Source organism: Allobosea sp. BK604 (genome assembly GCF_004341515.1).
Lineage (GTDB): Bacteria > Pseudomonadota > Alphaproteobacteria > Rhizobiales > Beijerinckiaceae > Allobosea.
This window is the reverse complement of record NZ_SLZF01000002.1, coordinates 738,621-759,887: the sequence shown is the minus strand read 5'-3', so window position 1 is coordinate 759,887 and position 21,267 is coordinate 738,621. Positions and strand designations below refer to the sequence as shown.

Sequence of the window (21,267 nt, the reverse complement as noted above, 5' to 3'; positions counted from 1 at the left end):
TTCCCCTTGGCCCGCGTGCCGCGGCCTGTCATCGTTCCTTTGCCTGCTGACTAAACAATGGCTCCGACGCTAGCAACCACGCGGCATGCAGCCGCCGCGGCTATCCAATCTATGAAATCTATTCTCCACTTTTGGACGGCATGCTTCAGTTGCGTAACGTCGGGTGGAAACGGCGTGCCGGGGGAAATTCCGCGATGCGGACTGCTGTCTATGCTTTGACGCTTGCCGTCGTCGCAGCCTCTTCTTTTCCTGCCCATGCCCAGGTCGCGATCGACGAGATCCGCGCCCAGCTATTCCTGGAGCGCTCCGGCAAGCTCTCGGAGAATCTCGTCGGCACCAAGAAGGCGCTGTTCAACACGGTGATCGGGGAGGGCGATGCCGGCGAGCCGGCGGACGCGATTTTGGTCACGCTCGCTTTCACCGGCGCCAAGAACACCAAATCCTCCGACAAGATCGCCCGCGACCTCGCCTCGATCACGGTCAAGCAGCAGGCCAAGACCGGCGAGAAGATCCTGCTCCGGCGCGTCTATGGCGGTTTCCTGTTCGGCGAGACAGGCCGCATCCACAAGGCTTTCCTGCTCGACAACGCCACCTGCGCGCCGCTCGAGATCGAGGTCAAGGTTGGCCGCAGCCGCAAGGAGGCCAAGCTGGATTTCGCCTGCGGCGAGTGAGCTGGCTCATAGAAGAACTGTTATGTCGCCGTTCATTTTCGTGGAACAATCTTCTCCCTGAGCCGCCTTAGCCCCGCATCCTGATTCGGTCCCGACCATGTGCCGTTTCCTCGCCTATTCCGGCGTTCCGGTCTTCCTCGAGGATTTCGTCGCCTCTCCCTGCCATTCGCTGATCCACCAGTCGCTCCATGCCGAGGAGGCCAAGACCGGCACCAATGGCGACGGATTCGGTGTCGGCTGGTATGGCGAGAGGTCCGAGCCCGGCCAGTATCGCGAGATCAGGCCGGCCTGGTCGGACGAGAACCTGCTCTCGATCTCCAGGCAGGTCCGCTCGCATCTGTTCTTCGCCCATGTCCGGGCCGCGACCGGCACCGCGACGACGCGCGCCAATTGCCACCCCTTCGTCCATGGCCGGCATCTGTTCATGCATAACGGCCAGGTCGGCGGCTACGCGTTGATCCGCCGGCGGCTGGAGGCGTTGATTCCCGATACTCTCTATGACGCTCGCGTCGGCACGACTGATTCGGAAGCGCTCTTCCTGCTTGCCCTCGCTCATATGGAGGAAGGCCTGCCGGCTCCGGATGCGCTCGCCGCGGCCATCGGCGACGTCCTGCTGCTGATGCAGGCGGCCGGCGTCCAGGAGCCGCTGCGCTGCGCCGCCGCGCTCGCCGATGGCGAGACCATCCACGCCATCCGCTGGTCCTCCGACGCCAAGCCGCCGACGCTCTATGTCTGCAATCGCGACGACAGCGTCGTGGTCGCCTCCGAGCCGGTCGACGCCGCCCGCGATTGCTGGCAGGCGGTGCCACCGAATGCCTTGGTCACCGCCACCCGCGGCTCGGCCTCCGTCTCGGTCTTCGAGGTCGGCCTGAAGCGGGCGGCCTGAGCGCGGCGCTTGCGCGCGGGCGCTGCCTGCGCCACATCGCGAAGTGGTTGTTTGAGCATGTTCTTATCGCAAAAGTGCATGCCACTTCTGCGGAACATGCTTTATGCGCGCCTTCGATAGCCCTCTCCCCATCGATGCCGTTCTCGGCGACCTCGCCAAGGCGCTTGCGGCTGCGCCCAATGCCGTGCTTGTCGCTCCGCCCGGCGCCGGCAAGACGACGCGCGTGCCGCTCGCCCTGCTCGACGAGGCTTGGACGAAAGGCGGCAAGCTCATCCTGCTCGAGCCCCGCCGGCTCGCGGCCCGCGGCGCCGCCAACCGCATGGCGCAGACGCTCGGAGAACGTGTCGGCGAGACGGTCGGCCTGCGCGTCCGGCTCGGCTCGAAGATCGGGCCGAAGACACGGATCGAGGTCGTCACCGAGGGCGTTTTCGCCCGGATGATCCTGGACGATCCCGGGTTGGACGGCGTCGCCGCCGTGCTCTTCGACGAATTCCATGAGCGCTCGCTCGATGCCGATTTCGGCCTGGCCCTGGCGCTCGATGCGCAGGGCGGCCTGCGCGAAGACCTGCGCATCCTCGTGATGTCGGCGACACTCGACGGCGCCCGCGTCGCCAGGCTCCTGGGCCAGGCGCCCGTGATCGAGAGCGAGGGCCGCGCCTTTCCCGTCGAGACCCGCTATCTCAGCCGCGACCCGCTGAAGCGTATCGAAGACCAGGTCACCGACGCCGCCTTGCAGGCGCTGAACGAGCAGGCCGGCTCGCTCCTCGTCTTCCTGCCGGGCCAGGGCGAGATCAGGCGTGTCGAGGAGCGTCTGCGCGAACGCCTGCGTGACCCCGCCGTCGAGATCGCCCCGCTCTACGGCGCGCTCGACCAGCAGGAGCAGGACCGCGCCGTGCTGCCGGCGGCGAAGGGCAGGCGCAAGATCGTGCTGGCGACCTCGATCGCCGAGACCTCGCTGACCATCGAGGGCGTGCGCGTCGTCATCGATTCCGGCCTGGCGCGTATCCCGGTCTATGAGCCCGATATCGGCATCACCCGCCTGGAGACGCGCCGGGCCAGCCGCGCCGCCAGCGACCAGCGTCGTGGTCGCGCTGGCCGCACCGAGCCCGGCATCTGCTACCGGCTCTGGGAGGAGGCCGGCACCGGCGCGCTGGAAGCCTTCACGCGGCCCGAGATCCTCTCGGCCGATCTCAGCCCGCTCCTGCTCGATTGCGCCGCCTGGGGCGTGACCGACCCCGCGAGCCTCGCCTTCCTCGACGCGCCGCCCGCGCCCGCGCTGAAGGAGGCGCGCGCGTTGCTGCTCGCGCTCGCCGCGCTCGACGGCGATGGCCGGATCACGCCGGATGGCCGCGCGCTCCAGGCCCTGCCCCTGCCGCCGCGCCTGGCACGCATGGTCGTGGCGGCTGCGCATTACGGCCAGGCCGGACCCGCCGCCGATCTGGCTGCCGTGCTGGTCGAGCGTGGCCTCGGCGGGGACGGCATCGACCTTGCCGAGCGGGCCGAGCGCATGGGGCGCGAACGCGGCGGCCGCGCCGCCGACATGCGCCGCCTCGCCGAGGGCTGGGCACGATTGGCGGAAAAGGCGAGCCCGCTCCGGCAGGACATGGCGCTCTCGCCCGGCTTCCTGCTCGCGCTCGCCTATCCCGACCGTGTCGCCAGGGCGCGCACACCGGGTTCTGGCCAGTATCTCCTCGCCAATGGCCGCGGCGCCGCGCTGGAGCCGAGCCAACGCCTGACGCGCGAACCCTGGCTCGTCGTCGCCGATATGACCGGTGTCGCCCAGCAGGCCCGCATCACCGGCGCGGCCGCGATCGGCGAGGATGAGATCATGCGGCTGGCAAGCGAAGGCCTTGCTCCGGTCGCGCTCGTGGAGGGCACCGAGACCAGCTTCGACCGCAACGCCCGCGCGTTGCGCTCACGTGCCGTCCGGCGCTATGGCGCGCTCGCCTTGGCCGAACGGCCGCTCCCGGTCGAACCCACGCCCGAAAATGCCGCGATCCTCGCCAAGGGCATCGCCGCGCTCGGCATCAATCTCCTGCCCTGGAGCAAGGGCCAGCTTCAGCTGCGCGAACGCGCCGATTTCCTGCGCAAGGCGGCCAATGCCGGCGGCGACAATCCCTGGCCGGACCTTTCCGATACCGGGCTTGCCGCCGAGCCGGAGCTTTGGCTTGCTCCCCATATCGAGGGGCGCAGCGCACTCTCCGCGATCGACCCCTCGGACCTCGAGTCAGCTCTTGCCGAGCTCCTGCCCTGGGACCTGAAGCGCCGGCTCGATGCGGAGGCGCCGACCCATTTCGCGGCGCCGACCGGCTCGAACCTTGCCGTCGACTATGCCGCCGAGGCCGGCCCGACGATTTCGGTCAGGGTGCAGGAGCTCTATGGCCTCGCCCATCACCCTTCGCTCGCGGGTGGCCGGGTGCCGCTGGTGCTGGAGCTGCTGTCGCCGGCCCATCGGCCGATCCAGGTGACGCGTGACCTGCCCGGCTTCTGGCGCGGCTCGTGGTCTTCCGTGAAGACGGAGATGAAAGGCCGCTACCCGCGCCATCTCTGGCCAGACGATCCAGCTGCCGCGCTGCCGACGACGCGGGCTAAACCGCGCGGAACCTGAGCGCCCTCAATTCCCCATCCGGTCGCGCCATTGCCGCTCGCCCGCCAGGCATTCGGTGCGCGGCTTTTGCGCCTGCGCCTTCTGGATCAGCGCCTCGCCGGCTGGCAGCTCGGCGATCTCGCGCACCAGCTTGGTCCGCGTCGCGTCGACGAACTGGTGGCGTTCGCGGATCGGGATCACGAAGGCGCCGATGCCGGTGATGACGCAGTCCTCGTAGTAGACGTCGAGATTGTCGATGTCGAAATAGCTCGCCTGCTTCAGCATCACCGGCAGGCCGTTGATGCTGATGCCCTTGTCGCGGGCCTCGTCGCGCGCCGCCGTCACCGGCCGCCCGTCATTGTTGGCGCCGTCGCCGGAGATATCGATTACCCGGCGCATCGCCGTGACATTGGCCTGGTCGAGCAGCGACATGCCGAGGTCGATGGCGCCGGAGATCGAGGTTCGCCGCCCACGCCGCGTCGGCGCCTCGCCCAGCTCCTCGGCGAAGGCGATCGCCGATTGCGGTGTGTCGATGATCGTCCAGGGCTTCACCACGAACTGGAAATTGCCGCCGGCCCATTCGAAATAGGTCACGGCGATCTTGCCGATCGCGCCCTTGGCAATGGCCTGGTGCAGCTGCGGCGAGCGGAAGGCCTCGATATAGCCGTTCCGCTGCAGCGCCAGCTCGTCGATATCCATCGAATAGGAGACGTCGACCGCGAGCACGAGCGCGACATCGACCTCGTCAGTCGGTGCCGATGGTTGTTGCGCATTCGGCGCCGAGCCGGTGCAGAGCCCGGCCGCCGCGAGACTCAAGAGACCGAACAGCCAACGCCGCATCGCCACCTCCGTCATCGTCCTGTGACGGGAGTGTGCGCCTCGTTTGCGTTCTCGCCAAGGGCGAAAGCTGTGCAGGCTCAGCCTGCGCGGCGCGCATTCACGATCGTGATCGCCGCTACGACCGCTTCCTCGACCGTCAGCGCCGAGGTGTCGAGGATCACGGCATCCTCCGCCGCCTTCAGCGGCGCATCGCTGCGGCCCGAATCACGGGCGTCGCGCCGGCGGATATCGGCCAGGATGCCCTCGAAAGTGGCAGCCTCGCCGCGCCCGGCCAATTCCTTGTGGCGCCGCGCGGCGCGCACCTCGGGCGTCGCCGTGACGAAGAGCTTGGCCGGTGCGTCCGGACAGATCACCGTGCCGATATCGCGCCCGTCGAGCACCGCGCCCTGCGGCTGCGCCGCGAAGCTGCGCTGCCGCTCGATCAGCCCCTTGCGCACTGCCGGCATCGCCGCGACCACCGAGGCTGCCTCGCCGATCTCGCGGCCGCGCAGCGTCTCCTCGGCAAAGCCCGACTGGTCGAAGCTCGCGACGACATGTTCCGCCGCGGCCGCATCATGGATGTCGCGGTCGTCATCGAGCATGGCGCGCGCCACCATCCGGTAGAGCAGGCCAGTATCGAGATAGGGCAGGCCATAATGGGCCGCGAGCCGCCGCGCCAAGGTACCCTTGCCCGAGGCCGCCGGCCCGTCGACGGCGATCACGAGCCGCCCGCCCTTGCCCTTCATGCTTGCATCGTTCCCGTTCATCCGATCTCGGCGCCCAGCTCGTTCATCAGCGCGACGAAACCCGGAAAGCTGGTCGCGATCATCGCCCCATCATCGACCTGCATCGGCTTGCGTGTCGCCAGCCCCATCACCAGAAAGCTCATGGCGATGCGGTGGTCGAGATGGGTCGCGACCACGCCGCCGCCGGCGACCGAACCGCTGCCCCCCTCGACGACGAGATCGTCGCCCTCGATCCGGCAGGTCACCCCGGCGGCCTTCAGCCCCGCCTCGACCGCCGCGAGCCGATCCGATTCCTTGACGCGCAGCTCCTGCAATCCGCGCATCCGCGTGGTGCCCGTGGCGAAGGCGGCCGCGACCGCCAGCACCGGATATTCATCGATCATCGACGGCGCCCGCTCCGACGGAACGGTGATCCCGCAGAGCGCACTGGCGCGCACGCGCAGCGTCGCGACGCTTTCGCCGCCCGCATCGCTCTCGCTCTCGACGGTGATATCGGCGCCCATTTCGCGCAGGGTCGCCAGCAATCCGCTGCGCAGCGGGTTGGTCATAACGCTCTCGATGATGACGTCGGAGCCCGGCACGATCAGGGCCGCCACCAGCGGGAAGGCCGCGGAGGATGGATCGGCCGGCACCAAGACAGGCGCCGCCTGCAGCTCCGGCTGGCCCTTGAGGACGATGCGGCGGCCGTGAGCGCCGTCCGGCGAGGCGCGCAGCTCGGCGCCGAAATGCGCAAGCATCTTTTCAGTATGGTCGCGTGTGGCCTCGGGCTCGATCACGCTCGTCTCGCCCGGCGCGGCAAGCCCGGCGAGCAGCACGGCTGACTTGATCTGGGCCGAGGCGACCGGCGGGCGATAGCTGATCGGCACCGCCTCCTTCGGCCCGCGGATGGTGATCGGCACGCGCCCGCCGTCCTGTTGTGCGACGACGGTCGCACCCATCAGCTCGAGCGGGTCGAGAATGCGGCGCATTGGCCGCTGGCGCAGCGAGGCGTCGCCATCGAAGGTCACGGTGATCGGATGCGCGCCGCAGACGCCCATCATCAGGCGCGAGCCGGTGCCGGCATTGCCGAAATCGAGCGGCCCGGCCGGCTCCCTCAGGCCGCCGATGCCGACGCCGCGGACGCGCCAGGCGCCGGGCCCGTCACGATGGACGATCGCGCCGAGCGCACGCGCGGCCGCCGCTGTGTGCATGACGTCCTCGCTTTCGAGCAGTCCGTGGATCCTGGCCTCGCCGATGGCGAGCAGCCCCAGGATGAGCGAGCGGTGCGAGATCGACTTGTCGCCGGGGACGCGGACGCGGCCTGAAAGCGGGCCATGACTGCGTGCGGTGACGGGAATCGGAGGCTCGGCATGCGCCACGATCGCGGGCTTCCATAGGACTGCGTGAGGAACGCTGGCTGCCTAGCATGAGCGTCACGCTTGCGTCACGCAGGGAACAAAGCCAAATCAGTATTTGACAGGGCGGTCCCACCCGACTAACGGACGCGCCTGCTTTTCAGAACATGTCCGAACTTGAAGGTCCGACGCAGTGGCGAAACCGGAACTTGGTACGAAGCGCGTTTGCCCGACCACGGGGCGCAAATTCTACGATCTGAACAAGGATCCCATCGTCTCCCCCTATACGGGGCAGGCTTTCCCGCGCTCGATGTTCGAGCCGCAGGCCACCAAGGCGGCGCCGCCGAAGCCGGCCGATGACGAGGAAGAGACCGAGGCCGCCGAGGGCAATGTCGAGCTCGTGTCGCTCGATGAGGCCGATGCCGAGACGGCCGAGAAGGAAACCGTCGTCACCAGCGAGGACGATATCGAAGTCGATGACGATATCGCGCCGGAGGAGGACGACACCTTCCTCGAGGAGGATGAGGAAGGCGACGACGACGTTTCCGACCTGATTGACGGCGATATCGAGGGCGAAGAGGACGTCTGAGGCGCCTCGAAAAGAATTGACGGAAAACCGTCACATGGGTGCTTGTGTCTCGGAGCAACCCCGCCTATAGAGCGCTGCGCCGCGGTTGCGGCGAGCGAGTGATCCGGCCCCGAAGCGGTGACGCACAGGACGGATGAACGCGGAAGACCCGGCCGATCCCCAAATCGGCCAGCAAGTGGGGCCATAGCTCAGTTGGGAGAGCGCTTGAATGGCATTCAAGAGGTCGGCGGTTCGATTCCGCCTGGCTCCACCAAATCTCCTCCAGCGAAAACCTTGCAGCATGTCTCGGGCCGTTATCGGCCATTCGCTGCGATTGGCTGCAATCTCTCAATAGCCCGCCGCTAATCCCGCCTGAGTCGTCGCGGTGGATGCTGCGTCTCGGTCGGCCTACCGACACTCCGTCAACGTCTGGCCATTGCCGATCGAATGGGTTTCGCAGATGGGCTTGCCGCCCTCGGTCTCGGATCCCGTGGCGACGCAGGCGGAGATCGTCAGGCCGATGAGGCAGGCGCCGATGAGTCTCAGCATGGCCATCTCGTTTCGCCGCCGCCAGGATAGATGATGCAGGCCCCGAATCGGCTGGACGTCAGCTTGCTCCAGCCTGCCCGCTCGCAACGGCTTCGGAATTTGCACCGCTGCATTCCGTCTCGACGCATGAACGCATGCCGCCGAAGCGTTCGCTCCGGCGGCTGATGCTACTCCATCGTCTTGAAGAGGTTGAGGTAGCGCTCCCGCTCCTTGGCGGACATGCTGGCCGGCAGGGGCGGAAGCTGGAAGCTCCAGGTTTCGCTCAGGCTGCGCCCCTCCAGCTCCAGCGCGGCGCGCAGCTCGGACACCTCGGTCGGATCCTTGACCTTGACCCGATAGGTCAGGCGCCAGCCATTGATGGCGGGGTTGGGCTGAAGCTCCGACCCGACGATCTCGACGTTGTCATTGGCGCTGACGCGGGCGGTGACCGGCGCGCCGGACGGGAGATCGCTCAGCGACTGGCCCTTGAAATCGACCAGGAAGGCGAGCGTGCCGTCATGGGCCCGGATGAGGTTGGATTGATAGATCTCTCCGGTGCCGCGTAAGGTCTGCCAGACATAGGACAGCCCGTCCTTCATGATCGCCGGCTCGTCCATGGTCCAGTGCATGCGGTAGTCGAACTGCATCGGCTGGCCGGGGGGAGGGAGCGTCTCCGGCGCCCAGAGCGCGACGATATTGTCGTTGGTCTCGTCGGCGGTCGGGATCTCGACGAGGCGGACATGGCCCTTGCCCCAGTCGTTGGTCGGCTCGATCCAGGCGCTCGGGCGCAGGTCGTAGCGGTCCTTGAGGTCCTCGTAGCGCGAAAAGGCCCGGCCGCGCTGCAGCAGGCCAAAGCCCTTCGGATTCTCGACGGCGAAATTGCTGACGGCGACCATCTGAGGGTTGTTCAGAGGGCGCCAGATCCACTCGCCGTCCCCGGTATGGATCGCAAGGCCGTTGGAATCGTGGATCGCTGGGCGGAAATTATAGTTTGGCGGCGGCTGGTTGGGGCCGTGGAGGAACATGCTGGTCAGCGGCGCGATGCCGAGCGCCGCCGGCTTCCCGCCCGGACGCATGAAGACGCGGGCCTTGACGTCGAGCATCGTGTCGTCGCCGGGCGTCAGGGTGAACTCATAGGCGCCGGTCGCCCGCGGTGAATCGAGCAAGGCATAGAAGGTGATGGACCGGTCCTGCTGCGTCGGGCGGCGGATCCAGAACTCGCGGAAGGCCGGGAATTCCTCGGCGATCGGCAGGCCGGTGTCGATGGCCAGGCCCCGGCCCGAGAGCCCGTAGATCTGGTGCTTGCCGATGACGCGGAAATAGCTCGCGCCCAGCACGCTCATGATCTCGTCGTCCTTGCCGGGCTGGTTGATCGGGTAGGTCACCCGAAACCCTGCCCAGCCGAGCTTGCTGGTCTGCTCGCGGTCGAAATGCAGGTCGCCGAAGGCGAAGCGGCCGGGATCGTAGGGAATTTCCTGGACGTTCCCGCCGACGATCTCGTTGATCTTCACCGGCGTGCTGAACTGCATGCCCTGATGGTAGAAGGCCAACTGGAATGGCGTGTCGAGATCTGCCCAGGCGAAGCGTTCGCGCCGCGGCTGGATCTTCATGTAGTCCGCGAACTGCATCTTGCTGAAGACGTCGGGCAGGTTGCTGACCGGGGCGACATAGGGCGTGTCGGCCAGCGCCTTCGCCCTGGCCATCACCTTGTCCAGCCCGAAGCCGGTCGGCAGTTCCTGCGCGAAGGCCGGCGTGGCAAGTGTGAGGGCTCCGGCAGTCAGCCAGCCCAGAACCGAAGTTGAGATGCGCCAGGTCGGGGAGCGTCGGGCCAGATCGCAGGGCCCGACTGCGGGACGAGTCGACAAATTCACAGAAGCTCCTCTACAAAGGCCCAAATGGCAGGGCGGCGCGCGCGCGTCCTGCGTCGGCGGCGGCGCGCACGAGCACAAATGCCTATCATCGACATAAGGGTCAAGGATGAGCGCCGAACACCTCGACCCGCATCTGCGCCGTCTGCGGCGCCTATCATCGAAGTGAACAAACTCAGCATGGACAAGTCAAACGGTGTGCCGGTCGTCGACGGGCGGGAGGCGAACTCTGGCGCGGACGCAGGCGGGAGCGGGCTGTCCCGGCGGCAGGCTTTGGGCGCCATCGCGTCCGTCGCCTGGGCGACTGGAATGGCGGCGAATCTGGCGACGACAGGCCCGGCGCGCGCGCATCCCTCGGTCGATCAGGCCGCCAAGAAGGGCTTCATCGACGACCTGATTTCGCGCATGACTGTCGACGAGAAGGTCGGCCAGCTGCGCCTGATCAGCATCGGCCCCGAAATGCCGCATGCCCAGCTGATGGAGGAGATCGCGGCCGGGCGCATCGCCGGCTCGTTCAACACCGTCATCAGGCGCGACAACAGGCCGCTGCAGGAGGCCGCCGTCAAGCGCAGCCGCCTCAAGATTCCGCTCTTCTTCGCCTATGACGTCGTGCACGGCCACCGCACGACCTTCCCGATCCCGCTCGGCCTTGCCGCCAGCTTCGACATGGCGGCGATCGAGCGCATGGCCCGCGTCTCCGCGGTCGAGGCCTGCAATGACGGCGTCGACATGACCTTCGCGCCGATGGTCGATATCAGCCGCGACCCGCGCTGGGGCCGTACCTCGGAAGGTTTTGGCGAAGATCCCTATCTCGTCTGCGAATGCGCCCGCGCCAGCGTGCGCGGCTTCCAGGGCCAATCCGTCGACCGGCCAGACAGCATCATGGCCGCGGTCAAGCATTTCGCACTTTACGGCGCGGTCGAGGGCGGGCGCGACTACAACACCGTCGATATGAGCCCGATGCGCATGCATCAGGTCTATCTTCCGCCCTATCGCGCCGCGATCGATGCCGGCGCGGGCGGCGTCATGATCGCGCTCAACTCTGTCAACGGCGTGCCGGCGACCTCCAACACCTGGCTGCTGCAGGACCTTCTGCGCAAGGAATGGGGTTTTAGCGGCGTCACGGTCAGCGACCACGGCGCGATCACCGAGCTGACCAAGCATGGTGTGGCGCGCGACGCGCGCGAGGCCGCCAAGCTCGCCATCAAGGCCGGCGTCGATCTCAGCATGGCCGACAAGGTCTACCTGGCCGAGCTGCCGGGCCTGATTGCCTCCGGCGAGGTCGCCATGGCCGAGCTCGATGCCTGCGTGCGCGAGGTGCTGGGCGTCAAATACGATCTCGGCCTCTTTGCCGATCCCTTCATCCGCATGGGCAACCAGGCCGACGATCCGGTCGACGAGAAGGCCGATAGCCGCCTCCACCGCCAGCCGGCGCGCGAGATCGCCCGCGACACCATCGTGCTGCTGGAGAACCGCAACCAGACCCTGCCGCTGAAGAAGGCCGGCACGATCGCGCTTGTCGGGCCGCTGGCCGATTCCGGGCTCGACATCCTCGGCAGCTGGTCGGCGCAGGGCGTGCCGGAGCTTGCCGTCACGCTGCGCGCCGGCATCGAGAAGGCGATCGCCGGCAAGGCGCGCCTGCTCACCGCCCGTGGCTCCAACGTCCTCGACGATCCCAAGATCGTCGACTACCTGAACTATCTCAACTGGGACAAGCCCGAGGTCATCCAGGACCCGCGCAGCATCCAAGCGATGATCGACGAGGCCGTCGCGGTGGCGAAGCAGGCCGATGTCGTGATCGCCGCCGTGGGCGAAGTGCGCGGCATGTCGCATGAATCCTCGAGCCGCGTTAGCATCGAGCTGCCGGGCTCGCAGCGCTTGCTGCTCCAGGCGCTCAAGGCGACCGGAAAGCCGCTCGTCGTCGTGCTGATGAACGGCCGGCCGCTGGCCATCGGCTGGGAAAAGGACAATGCCGACGCATTGCTCGAGACCTGGTATTCCGGCACCGAGGGCGGCAACGCCATCGCCGACATCCTGTTCGGCGACCATAATCCTTCAGCCAAGCTGCCGATCAGCTTCCCGCGCTCGGTCGGCCAGATCCCGGTCTACTACAACCAGCTGCGCATCGGGCGCCCGGTCACGGAGGGCAAGCCCGGCAACTACACCTCGCAATATTTCGAGGAGCCGAATGGGCCGCTCTATCCCTTCGGCTTCGGCCTGAGCTACAGCCGCTTCACGCTCTCGGGCCTGAAGCTCTCGGCTTCCAGGATCGCGCGCGGCCAGACCCTCACCGCCGAGGCCACGCTGAAGAACGAAGGCGCCTATGAGGGCGCCAACGTCGTGCAGCTCTATATCAGCGACGCCTATGCCTCGGTGGCCCGGCCGGTGAAGGAGCTGAAGGGCTTCCAGAAAGTCACGCTCAAGCCGGGTGAGAGCCGCGTCGTGCGCTTCGAGATCGGCGAGGACCAGCTCAAGTTCATCAATGCCGAGCTGAAGGAAGTGGTCGAGAGCGGGCGTTTCGACGTCCAGCTCGGCCTCGATTCCCGCGATGTCCTGGAGGAGAGCTTCGAGCTCGCCTAGAGCATTTTCGAGCGAAGTGGATACCGGTTCGCGTGAAGAAAATGCGTCAAAACAAGTAGATAGATAATTTTCGCGATTCGAAGAAACGCGGAAATGCTCTAGGTCTGACAGATTCGATGCAGGACCAAGGAGATCGATCGCCACGTCGCGTCCGACGGGACGCGGCGATCTCGACTCAATCGGTTCCACCCAATCGCGCCTGCCATGCAAATGAAGGACGCGCTGGCGTTTGAAATGCGTCATCTCGGGAGCGCAGCGGGGCGTAACTGGATCAACCCCGCTTGTTCCTCCCCTTAAACTGGCCCCGCCAGCCCTGCTGACGGGGTCTTTTTGTTGAGCTTCAAAGCTGGCGGCCGTTCGCGGCCTGATGGCGGGGGTCGAGCCGGCTCGCGAGCGTGAACGCGGCCGGCAGCGGATCGGCGAGGACGAAGCGCAGGAACGCACGGTCGCTGCCGTTCAGCGACCATGGCCGCATGAAGCGGCCGAGTACGGTCGAGGCGCCGTCGAGCCGGACGGGACGTATCGGGAAAAGCCCTTTCCCCTGCGAACGCTCGGGCCAGAGTCCGTATTCGATGAAATTGGCGCCCGCCCGCATGGCCGCGTCCATCCGGTACCAGAAGCGCGGGTTGCATTCGATCAGGAAGAGCCGGCCCTCCGGATCGACGCGGACATCGAAGACCATGACGCCGTCATAGGACAGGGCGGCGGCGATCTTTCCCGCCAACTGTGTCGCCTCGCCCTGGTCGAAGAAGCTGACCGCCCCGCCCTCACGGGCGTAATGCGTGACCTTTTCCAGGGCGCCGGCCCGGGCGAGCACGACGGTCGTGAATTCGGTGCCGGGAATATAGGCCTGCAGCAGGATCGGGCTGTAGCTCAGCGATTGCAGCACCGGCTCGGCCTCGCCAGCGGTGATCATGGCGACGCCGAGGCTGCCCCAGAGCCCGAGCGGCTTGACGACGAAGCGGCTGCCCGGCGTGGCTGCCGCCAGCACCGCCCTGACCCCGTCCACGTCATCACAAAGCTGTGTCTCCGGGTGAGGCACGGCGAGCCGGGCGCAGAGGCGCGCGAACTGGGCCTTGTCGTTCAAGGCATCGAAGGTCTCGACATCGGGCACGGGATAGCAGGTCGCGGCCAGGGCGCCGCGATGCTCGGCGAGGAAGCGCGTCGAATCGGCATCGCTCGGCAAGATGTAATCCAGCCCCCGTGTGACCAGGATCTCGTTGATCGCGTCGATATCGGCAGGCGTTCCAAAGGCCTCCGGCCCCGATCGGCTCGGATGGAAGCGACGGCAACAGAACGAGCGCGCCAACGTCCTGGCATCGCTCGTGCCATAGACCTCGACGCTCTCGAACAGCGGGGCGGCGCAGCGCAGTGTCCGATATTGCAGGCGGAAACCGTTGGCCAGTATCAACGCTTTCGGCATTTCGTTCCCCCGCTTTCAACGCGGGCCTGCCGGGGCAGTCGTGAAAGCGCGAGGATATCCTGACCCTAGGGAAGCTGTCCGCGTCGAGCACTCTTCAGGGTTACCACTGCCGATCGTGGAACATTCGGATAGCCGGCACTGCGTCTGGACGGACCTCAAAGCAGACATGATCTTGCGCGACAGCGGCCGCATCTGACGCGAGCCAAGGCGAATCATGCTGAAGAACAGGATCGGATTCAGGGCTTTCGGGCTGTGCGCGGCGCTCTTTCTCGCAGGCTGCGCCGGTGAGCCGCGGCGGACCGGGCCGATCGATCAGAAAACCCTGCAATCCCTCGCCAATGTTCGCGTCGATCCTGCCGATGCCGCAAAAATGCTGTCGGCCTATCGCGCCCAGAAGGGCCTCGGCCCGGTCCGGCTCGACCCGAAGCTGACCGCGATGGCCCAGCGTCAGGCCGATGCGATGGTCGCGGCCAACAGCCTGTCGCATGATGTCGGCGGCAACTTCTTCTCGCGGGTGAATGCGGCCGGGCTCGACACGGTGCGGGCCGCCGAGAATCTCGGCGGCGGCTATTATTCGACTGAAGAGGCCTTCGCGGGCTGGCGCGCCTCCTCGGGGCACAATGCCAATCTCCTGATGCCGGAGGCGACGCGCTTCGGCATCGCGCTGGCCAAGGATCCGCGCAGCAGCTACCGGGCCTATTGGGCAATGGTCGTCGCCGCCGAGCCCGAGCAGCGCCGCGAGGGGCCGGGGGTGCTGATGTCGCCCCTTGGGCCGGTCGCCGTGAGCGGGCCGGGTCCGGCGCCGCGCTAGGCGGTCCCCGGGGCCAGTCTGCGCGACGTCCCGGCCGGCCGGTGCTCAGCCTGTGGAGTGCCGCAACTCAGCTCTGCCCGGGCGGGCGTACGCCTCGCGCGCTGCGAGGCTCAGGCTCAAAGGTATCGCAGCCATTCCGCCGCAGACTGGGCCGGCGTCTGTTCGATATTGAATGCGCCGACGAAATTGCCGCTCTTGTCCATCAGGTAGACCAGCGCGGTATGGTCCATCGTGTAGTCGCCATCCTTCTGCGGCACCTTCTTGGCATAGGCGCGATAGGCCTTCACGGTCGCGTCGATATCGGCCTGGCTGCCGGTCAGGCCGATGATGCGCGGGTCGAAGCTGCCGAGATAGCTCTTCATCACCTCGGGCGTGTCGCGCTCGGGATCGACGCTGATGAACAGCGCCTTGAGCTTGTCGCCCTTCGTGCCGGCCGCCCGCAGCGTCTCCGAAATCTCGAAGAGCTTGGTCGGGCAGACATCCGGACAATGGGTGAAGCCGAAGAAGACCAGGAAGGGCGCGCCGCGCAGTTCCTTGTCGGTCAGGGGCTTGCCCTCGGCCGTGGTCAGGGTGAACGGCCCGCCGACGCTCGCGGTCCCGCTCTGGCCCTGCTGGCGCGGGCTGAAGGTGATGATCGCCGCGGCGGCGAGCGCCAGCGCGCCGATCAGGAAGACGACGAGGGGCAGGATGAGGCGGCGGTTCAAGGGATCCTCGCGGGGCGGCGGTTCGGAACGGTGGACGCCTCAGAAACAGGCGACGATGGCGGCGATCAGCCCGTCGGTGAAGAGCCGGTCGCCCTCGCGCCACCAGAGCAGCAGCCCGGTCAGAAGCAGGCCGCCAGCGCCGCCACCGAGCAGCAGCAGCCCGGTCCGCGAGATCGGAACGGCATTCTCGTCCTGCGTCTGGTCGGGCTGCGTCATGGCCGTAAACATAGTCGCAGGCCGCTGCCGCCGAAAGCGGCAACCGTGACGCAGGCACTGACATGTTCGGGAGGATTGGAGCGGGCGATCCGGTTTTTGCCGGGACAAGGATTAAGCTAGGCAGCCTCTCCTGCGAAATCGCTGCGAGCTTTCACACCCATGGACTTTGAAGCTCTTGACTGCTCAAATCCTTCATTGCGTCATAGCACTGGAGAGAATGATCGCGGCCATAAGGGCGGTCGATCTTCGGCTGGTCCGGATAGCGGTGGCTGCCGTCAATTCGCCGGTTTGGCGGCCCTTGGCAAGAATGGCTGCGCGAACGCTTCCAAGATCTGAATCGGACGGAACACAGTCGGGAAGGAACGTCATGCGAGCCGCATCGCGCGTGTTGGCTACTCTGTCACTGTCGTCCCTGTTGATTGGCCAAGGCGCCTGGGCGTCCGGGTTCGAGTGCGGCTGGCAACGCACTGCCGATTTGCCTGCCGGGATACAGGACATCGCCTCGCTGCTGCCGGTTTCGAACCTGCTCGACCGTCCGGGTTCGCTCAATGCCGCCGTCGACAAGCTGCGCCAGCAGGGCCTGAGCAAGACCCAGATCATCGACAATTTGATCGGAGCCTATTGTCCCCTTGTGGCGAAGGACACGACGCTGAACGACGCGCAGAAGACCGCGCTCATGCAGCACTTTAGCTTGCAGGCCACGCGCTCCGTCTACGCAATCGAGATCGCCGACCGCATCTTCCTCGATGTGCCGCTGGCGCCAGACGTCGTCGACGCGGTCAACGCGAAGGCACGGGCGGCGGGAATCTCCCCGCAAGACTGGGTCGCGCAGGCGATAGGCAAGGTGTTGGCCACGCAGCCATAAGCATGCCGACGACCGTAAACGAGCGGAGCGCTAAGCTCGGCCAATTCAGCTGGACGTTGGGGGGCTGGCGACCATGGACAACCACAGAGCCGAGCTCGATGGTGTTCGTGGTTTTGCCTGTCTCTCAGTCCTCGTCCTGCATATTATCATTGGGCCGATCAGGGTCGCTCCTGACTCATTTTTTGCTCAAGCAAGAACTGTCATCCAACCGTTCCTGATCGGCGGGGTCGATCTGTTCTTCGTGCTTTCGGGTTTCCTGATCAGCGGAATCCTGATGGACGCCAAAGGTACGCCGGCGCGCGATTTCTTCCCGACATTCTGGAGGCGGCGCATCGGCCGGATCTTCCCGGTCTACTATCTGATGGTCGGACTGGTGCCGGTATTTTACGGCCTCCACGCGATCTTCAACGCGAAATACACGAGCTATTTCATCGACACCGTTCCGTTCTGGACGTATGCGACCTTCACTCAGAACTTCTATTTCATCGCGACGGGCAACTACGGCAATTTCCTCGGAGTCACGTGGTCTCTGGCCATGGAGGAGCAGTTCTATTTGCTGCTCCCATTTGCCATCTACTTCCTGTCAAAGCGACGGATCGCCCAGGTGGCGATCTGCCTGATTATTTTGGCTCCGTTTGTTCGAACCGTGCTTTGGGAACTGATCAACTGGAGGGCAAGCTATCACCTCACCCCGGGTCGGATGGACACGATCATGTGGGGCGTGCTGATCGCTTACGTGGTGCGCCGCCCAGATATAATGACAGCGCTCTCCCATCGTACCCTGCTCATCGACGCGATGATGATCGGCCTCATTCTGATTGTCGCCTTTGACGTCACGACCTTGGTCGGCCAATCAGTAATCGGGCAGCATCGCTCGGTAGGGCTGTTCGCCATTACTCTACGCTATTCGGCCTTGGCCATGCTCTACGGGCTGCTCCTCTTGCGTCTTTCTCTTCCAGGTGGGCGCCGGCTCAAGTCGAGCTTCTCGACGACGTGGTTAGCAAAGGTCGGGTTGGTCTCTTACGCAGCGTACATGTACCACCAACTGATACATTTCGCGCTTTATCGGGCGGTCTACGACACCAATCCGTTGCTTGACCGCCTCGACAAGGCGTGGATGCCCGTGGCTGTGTTCGCACTGACCTTCCTGGCCGCGGCGGTGTCCTACCGTTACATGGAAAAGCCGATCCAGAGATGGGCCAGAAAGTCCGAATACAAACGGACTTCACCAGCCCAAGCGGCTGGGAATCAACAGGCCGCCACCGTCGCGTAGCCGATACCGGTCAGCGCCGAGTCGTGCTCGTCGTTGTTCCCGGTATCGTCGCCATGGTCGGTGTCGCGCCGACCCTGACACAGGCAGGATAGGCGGCAAGGATGCGGTGATCTCAAAGGAAACCACCAGCTACGCTCTAAGGGAAAATTGGAGCGGGCGATCGGGATCGAACCGACGACATTCAGCTTGGGAAGCTGACGTTCTACCACTGAACTACGCCCGCATCTCACAGCGACCGCAGGTCGACGGCGAGGACGGAATCCTCATAGCGAACTCCGGCGCGGGTGTCATCCGGCAATCACACGGAAACCCGGGCGTGCCCCGCTCAATCGTGAAAATGCTTGGAGAGCTTGAGCGCCTGGCCCTGGTAGTTCGATTTCAAATCGGCGCCGTAGAGCGCCTCCGGCCGTGCCGCCATCTTCTCGTAGACAAGGCGGCCGACGATCTGGCCGTCCTCGATGATGAAGGGCACGTCGCGCGAGCGCACCTCCAGCACGGCGCGCGCGCCCTGGCCGCCGGCGCCGCTATGGCCGAAGCCGGGGTCGAAGAACCCCGCGTAATGCACCCGGAACTCGCCGACGAGCGCGTCGAACGGCGTCATCTCCGCCGCATAATCCGGCGGCACGTGCACCGCCTCCTTCGAGGCGAGGATATAGAACTGGTCGGGGTCGAGGATCAGCGAGCGCGACGGCTCGGCCGCGATCGGCTCCCAGAAATCGGCGACGCGATAGGCGCCGGGGCTGTCGACATCGATCACGTCGGTATGATGCTTGCCGCGATAGCCGACGAGGCCGCCATCGAACCCGGCGAGATCGACGCTGACGGCGACGCCGCTCTGGAACGAGGGGGTGGCGGAGCTGACCAGGGTTTCGCGCTCGTGCAGTTCGCCGAGCGCCCTGTCGTCGAGCCTGATCTCGCCGGCGCGGAAGCGGATCTGCGACAGGCGCGAGCCCGAGCGCACCAGCACCGGGAAGGTCCGCGGCGAGATCTCGATGAAGAGCGGGCCTTCATAGCCCTCCTCGACCAGGTCGAACTCGCGGGCGCGGTCGGTGATCACGCGGGTGAACACATCGAGCCGCCCCGTCGAGCTTTTCGGATTGGCGGCGGCGCGCAGGCCCTTCGGCAGCGCCAGGCCCTCCATCAGCTCGGCGACATAGACGCAGCCGGTCTCGAGCACGGCGCCGCGCGTCAGGTCGATCTCGTGCAGGGCAAGGCTGGCGAGCCGCTGCGCCACAGTCTGGCCCGGACCGGGCAGGAAGCTGGCGCGGACGCGATAGGCCTTCTCGCCGAGCCGAAGATCGAGGCTCGCCGGCTGGATCTGCCCCTCGGCCGCCGGGCGCGCCAGCTTGATCGCGCCCTCGTCGATGAAGGCGCGGATGCGGCTGTCGGGCTGGATGCCGGGTGAGAAGGGCTGCAAGGCGATATTGGACCAGTGGATCGACCACAGCTAGCGAAGCTGGAGCCAAAGGCCAAGCGCGCGCCCTTGCCGCAGGCGGGCGTGGCCGTGGTTGTCCACGCGAGAATGATGCTGTTGCCCGCCGCTGTGGGATTGACGCTGTTCGCCACCGGCTCATAACAAGGCCGTCGCAGGCAGCCGGTATGGCGTGCTAGAGCATCGGCCCGAAAAGTGGATTTCGGTTTTCGGAAAAGCCGATGCGAGAATCGAGAGCATTTTCGAGCGAAGTGGACACCGGTTCGCGTGAAGAAAATGCGTTAAGACAAAAGGATAGGGAATTTTCGCGGTTCGGAGAAGCGCGGAAATGCTCTAGGCCCCGCTTCAGGCATGGAGCAGCTAGGATGTATCAGGCACAGACCCATGGCGTGCGCGTCACCGCCATGCCCGAGTTCATGGAGAAGGAATCCTCGCATGAGCAGGGCCGCTATTTTTGGGCCTATACGATCGAGATCATGAACCTCTCGCAGAAGACGATCCAGCTGATGACGCGCTATTGGCGCATCACCGACGGCAAGGGCGAAGTCCATGAGGTCCGCGGCGACGGCGTCATCGGCCAGCAGCCGGTGCTGCGTCCCGGCGAGAGCTTCAGCTATACCTCCGGCTGCCCGTTGATGACCCCGGACGGCTCGATGCAAGGTTTCTACGCCATGCTCGGCGATGACGGCACGGTCTTCGATGTCGAAGTGCCGCTGTTTCCGCTCGATTCCCCCTATGTGAAGAAGGTTCTGCATTGACCGCCCAGCCAAAGCCGAGCGCGCAGCGTTACACGCCGCTCGAGATGCTCGCCCGCCTCGTTGCGTTCGACACGATCAGCACCAAGTCGAATCTCGAGCTGATCGCCTTCGTCGCGGATTATCTCGATGGCTGGGGCGTGCCCTATCATCGCTTCCCGAACGCCGATGGCGACAAGGCGGCGCTCTTCGCCACGATCGGGCCGCAGGATCGCGGCGGCATCGTGCTCTCCGGCCATACCGATGTCGTGCCGGTCGCCGGCCAGAGCTGGTCGCGCGATCCGTTCACCCTGCATGTCGAGGACGGCAAGGCCTATGGCCGCGGCGCGGTCGACATGAAGGGCTTCGTTGCGCTCTCGCTGGCGCTGGTGCCGGATTTCCTGGCGGCCGGCCTCGAGACGCCGATCCATCTCTTCCTCTCCTATGACGAGGAGCTGACCTGCCTTGGCGTCGTCGACGGCATCGCCGCGATGGGCAAGAGCCTGCCGCGCCCGCGCGCCGTCATCGTCGGCGAGCCGACCTCGCTCGACATCACCGACGCGCATAAAGGCATCCGCACCTTCAGCACAGTGATCACCGGCTTCGCGGCCCATTCCTCCAAGCCGCAGCTCGGCGCCAGCGCCGTCCATGCCGGCGCGCTGCTCGCCGCCGAACTCGACCGGATGGCGCAGGAGGCCGCGGCCAAGCTCGATCCGAGCGGCCGCTTCGACCCGCCCTATGACACGATCCATGTCGGCAAGCTGCATGGCGGCATCGCCCGCAACATCCTTGCCGATCGCTGCGAGCTCGCCTGGGAAGTTCGGACCCTGCCGGGCTCGGACCCGGACGACGTGCCGCGGCGCTTCGCCGCCTATTCCGAGACGGTGCTGGCCCGGATGCGCAAGACCGCGCCGTCCTCGACGATCGTGACGGAGATGACCTCGGACGTGCCGGGCCTGGCGCCCGATCACGGTTCGGAGGCCGAGACGCTCACCATGCGGCTTGCCGGCCGCAACAGCACGATCGCGGTCGCCTATGCCACCGAGGCCGGGCATTTCCAGCGCGCCGGCCTGCCGACCATCGTCTGCGGCCCGGGCTCGATCGACCAGGCGCACCAGCCCGACGAATACATCACGCTGGAGCAGCTCGTGGCCGGCGAGCGCTTCATGCGCGGGCTGATGGAGAGCTGCAGGGCCTGACGATGCCGGGGTTTGCCTTCTCC

19 protein-coding genes and 2 tRNA genes are annotated in these 21,267 nt (G+C 66.1%); 11 read left to right on the top strand and 10 right to left on the bottom strand.

Going from position 1 to position 21,267, the window contains the following annotated elements; translation table 11 throughout:
• Positions 1-194 precede the first annotated feature (194 nt).
• The 3 genes from EV560_RS08900 (at position 195) to hrpB (ending at position 4,165) form a co-directional block, all read left to right on the top strand.
• The gene (locus tag EV560_RS08900) at positions 195-671 is read left to right on the top strand and encodes a hypothetical protein (protein ID WP_131855370.1); all 477 of its coding nucleotides are present in this window, start codon (positions 195-197) and stop codon (positions 669-671) included.
• Between the two features lie 97 nt (positions 672-768).
• Complete coding sequence (locus EV560_RS08895) at positions 769-1,557, top strand: class II glutamine amidotransferase (protein WP_131855369.1); 789 nt, start codon at positions 769-771, stop codon at positions 1,555-1,557.
• 103 nt (positions 1,558-1,660) lie between these two features.
• Entirely contained in the window at positions 1,661-4,165 is a 2,505-nt protein-coding gene (gene hrpB, locus EV560_RS08890; protein ID WP_131855368.1) for an ATP-dependent helicase HrpB, read from the top strand.
• Positions 4,166-4,171: 6 nt separating this feature from the next.
• On the opposite strand, the gene EV560_RS08885 is transcribed toward hrpB, so the two are convergent.
• The 3 genes from EV560_RS08885 to aroA all read right to left on the bottom strand — a co-directional run bounded on the left by EV560_RS08885 (position 4,172) and on the right by aroA (position 7,067).
• Positions 4,172-4,984 carry a DUF1194 domain-containing protein gene (locus EV560_RS08885; protein WP_131855367.1) on the bottom strand — a complete coding sequence of 271 codons (813 nt, stop codon included), beginning with the start codon at positions 4,982-4,984 and terminating at the stop codon, positions 4,172-4,174.
• 77 nt (positions 4,985-5,061) lie between these two features.
• Positions 5,062-5,730, bottom strand: coding sequence for a (d)CMP kinase (gene cmk / locus EV560_RS08880; protein WP_465246983.1), 669 nt, complete (start codon positions 5,728-5,730; stop codon positions 5,062-5,064).
• Positions 5,727-7,067, bottom strand: a complete 1,341-nt coding sequence (gene aroA / locus EV560_RS08875; RefSeq protein WP_131855366.1) for a 3-phosphoshikimate 1-carboxyvinyltransferase — start codon at positions 7,065-7,067, stop codon at positions 5,727-5,729. Before aroA ends, cmk begins: the two co-directional genes overlap by 4 nt.
• A 169-nt stretch (positions 7,068-7,236) precedes the next feature.
• Here aroA and EV560_RS08870 point away from each other — a divergent pair, with 169 nt between their 5' ends.
• Both EV560_RS08870 and EV560_RS08865 read left to right on the top strand, forming a co-directional pair.
• Positions 7,237-7,632 (top strand): TIGR02300 family protein, encoded by a 396-nt coding sequence (locus EV560_RS08870; protein ID WP_131855365.1) that lies wholly within the window; start codon positions 7,237-7,239, stop codon positions 7,630-7,632.
• 177 nt (positions 7,633-7,809) lie between these two features.
• Positions 7,810-7,885, top strand: a tRNA-Ala gene (locus EV560_RS08865).
• A 134-nt stretch (positions 7,886-8,019) separates the two neighbouring features.
• On the opposite strand, the gene EV560_RS35735 is transcribed toward EV560_RS08865, so the two are convergent.
• Complete coding sequence (locus EV560_RS35735) at positions 8,020-8,160, bottom strand: hypothetical protein (RefSeq protein ID WP_165923391.1); 141 nt, start codon at positions 8,158-8,160, stop codon at positions 8,020-8,022.
• 167 nt (positions 8,161-8,327) lie between these two features.
• The gene (locus EV560_RS08860; protein ID WP_348982203.1) at positions 8,328-10,004 is read right to left on the bottom strand and encodes a glucan biosynthesis protein G; all 1,677 of its coding nucleotides are present in this window, start codon (positions 10,002-10,004) and stop codon (positions 8,328-8,330) included.
• Between the two features lie 30 nt (positions 10,005-10,034).
• On the opposite strand from EV560_RS08860, the gene bglX reads away from it, so the two are divergent.
• Entirely contained in the window at positions 10,035-12,587 is a 2,553-nt protein-coding gene (gene bglX / locus EV560_RS08855; RefSeq protein ID WP_348982202.1) for a beta-glucosidase BglX, read from the top strand.
• 340 nt (positions 12,588-12,927) lie between these two features.
• Here bglX and EV560_RS08850 read toward each other — a convergent pair whose 3' ends face one another.
• Positions 12,928-14,010 (bottom strand): ATP-grasp domain-containing protein, encoded by a 1,083-nt coding sequence (locus EV560_RS08850; RefSeq protein WP_131855363.1) that lies wholly within the window; start codon positions 14,008-14,010, stop codon positions 12,928-12,930.
• A 214-nt stretch (positions 14,011-14,224) separates the two neighbouring features.
• On the opposite strand from EV560_RS08850, the gene EV560_RS08845 reads away from it, so the two are divergent.
• Positions 14,225-14,821: a CAP domain-containing protein gene (locus tag EV560_RS08845; protein ID WP_131855362.1), complete on the top strand. Its 597-nt coding sequence runs from the start codon at positions 14,225-14,227 to the stop codon at positions 14,819-14,821.
• A 116-nt stretch (positions 14,822-14,937) separates the two neighbouring features.
• Here EV560_RS08845 and EV560_RS08840 read toward each other — a convergent pair whose 3' ends face one another.
• Positions 14,938-15,525 (bottom strand): SCO family protein, encoded by a 588-nt coding sequence (locus EV560_RS08840; RefSeq protein ID WP_131855361.1) that lies wholly within the window; start codon positions 15,523-15,525, stop codon positions 14,938-14,940.
• Between the two features lie 39 nt (positions 15,526-15,564).
• Positions 15,565-15,741: a hypothetical protein gene (locus EV560_RS35730; RefSeq protein ID WP_165923390.1), complete on the bottom strand. Its 177-nt coding sequence runs from the start codon at positions 15,739-15,741 to the stop codon at positions 15,565-15,567.
• A 367-nt stretch (positions 15,742-16,108) separates the two neighbouring features.
• Here EV560_RS35730 and EV560_RS08835 point away from each other — a divergent pair, with 367 nt between their 5' ends.
• Both EV560_RS08835 and EV560_RS08830 read left to right on the top strand, forming a co-directional pair.
• Positions 16,109-16,606: a hypothetical protein gene (locus tag EV560_RS08835; RefSeq protein ID WP_131855360.1), complete on the top strand. Its 498-nt coding sequence runs from the start codon at positions 16,109-16,111 to the stop codon at positions 16,604-16,606.
• Between the two features lie 73 nt (positions 16,607-16,679).
• Positions 16,680-17,879 carry an acyltransferase family protein gene (locus tag EV560_RS08830; protein ID WP_131855359.1) on the top strand — a complete coding sequence of 400 codons (1,200 nt, stop codon included), beginning with the start codon at positions 16,680-16,682 and terminating at the stop codon, positions 17,877-17,879.
• Between the two features lie 148 nt (positions 17,880-18,027).
• On the opposite strand, the gene EV560_RS08825 is transcribed toward EV560_RS08830, so the two are convergent.
• Positions 18,028-18,102, bottom strand: a tRNA-Gly gene (locus tag EV560_RS08825).
• A 102-nt stretch (positions 18,103-18,204) separates the two neighbouring features.
• Positions 18,205-19,296: a 2'-deoxycytidine 5'-triphosphate deaminase gene (locus EV560_RS08820; RefSeq protein WP_131855358.1), complete on the bottom strand. Its 1,092-nt coding sequence runs from the start codon at positions 19,294-19,296 to the stop codon at positions 18,205-18,207.
• A gap of 380 nt (positions 19,297-19,676) precedes the next feature.
• Here EV560_RS08820 and apaG point away from each other — a divergent pair, with 380 nt between their 5' ends.
• Both apaG and argE read left to right on the top strand, forming a co-directional pair.
• On the top strand, positions 19,677-20,069 hold the full coding sequence (gene apaG, locus EV560_RS08815; protein ID WP_131855357.1) for a Co2+/Mg2+ efflux protein ApaG: 393 nt from the start codon (positions 19,677-19,679) through the stop codon (positions 20,067-20,069).
• A gap of 44 nt (positions 20,070-20,113) precedes the next feature.
• Complete coding sequence (gene argE / locus EV560_RS08810) at positions 20,114-21,244, top strand: acetylornithine deacetylase (RefSeq protein ID WP_131855509.1); 1,131 nt, start codon at positions 20,114-20,116, stop codon at positions 21,242-21,244.
• Positions 21,245-21,267: the final 23 nt, after the last annotated feature.

Coding starts and splice junctions, on each gene's coding strand:
- cmk (WP_465246983.1), bottom strand. CDS start 5,730: ATGAACGGGAACGATGCAAGCATGAAGGGCAAGGGCGGGCGGCTCGTG.
- EV560_RS08845 (WP_131855362.1), top strand. CDS start 14,225: ATGCTGAAGAACAGGATCGGATTCAGGGCTTTCGGGCTGTGCGCGGCG.
- hrpB (WP_131855368.1), top strand. CDS start 1,661: ATGCGCGCCTTCGATAGCCCTCTCCCCATCGATGCCGTTCTCGGCGAC.
- EV560_RS08895 (WP_131855369.1), top strand. CDS start 769: ATGTGCCGTTTCCTCGCCTATTCCGGCGTTCCGGTCTTCCTCGAGGAT.
- EV560_RS08835 (WP_131855360.1), top strand. CDS start 16,109: ATGCGAGCCGCATCGCGCGTGTTGGCTACTCTGTCACTGTCGTCCCTG.
- argE (WP_131855509.1), top strand. CDS start 20,114: ATGCTCGCCCGCCTCGTTGCGTTCGACACGATCAGCACCAAGTCGAAT.
- apaG (WP_131855357.1), top strand. CDS start 19,677: ATGTATCAGGCACAGACCCATGGCGTGCGCGTCACCGCCATGCCCGAG.
- EV560_RS35735 (WP_165923391.1), bottom strand. CDS start 8,160: ATGCTGAGACTCATCGGCGCCTGCCTCATCGGCCTGACGATCTCCGCC.
- EV560_RS08850 (WP_131855363.1), bottom strand. CDS start 14,010: ATGCCGAAAGCGTTGATACTGGCCAACGGTTTCCGCCTGCAATATCGG.
- EV560_RS08885 (WP_131855367.1), bottom strand. CDS start 4,984: ATGCGGCGTTGGCTGTTCGGTCTCTTGAGTCTCGCGGCGGCCGGGCTC.
- EV560_RS08830 (WP_131855359.1), top strand. CDS start 16,680: ATGGACAACCACAGAGCCGAGCTCGATGGTGTTCGTGGTTTTGCCTGT.
- EV560_RS35730 (WP_165923390.1), bottom strand. CDS start 15,741: ATGACGCAGCCCGACCAGACGCAGGACGAGAATGCCGTTCCGATCTCG.
- EV560_RS08900 (WP_131855370.1), top strand. CDS start 195: ATGCGGACTGCTGTCTATGCTTTGACGCTTGCCGTCGTCGCAGCCTCT.
- bglX (WP_348982202.1), top strand. CDS start 10,035: ATGGCAGGGCGGCGCGCGCGCGTCCTGCGTCGGCGGCGGCGCGCACGA.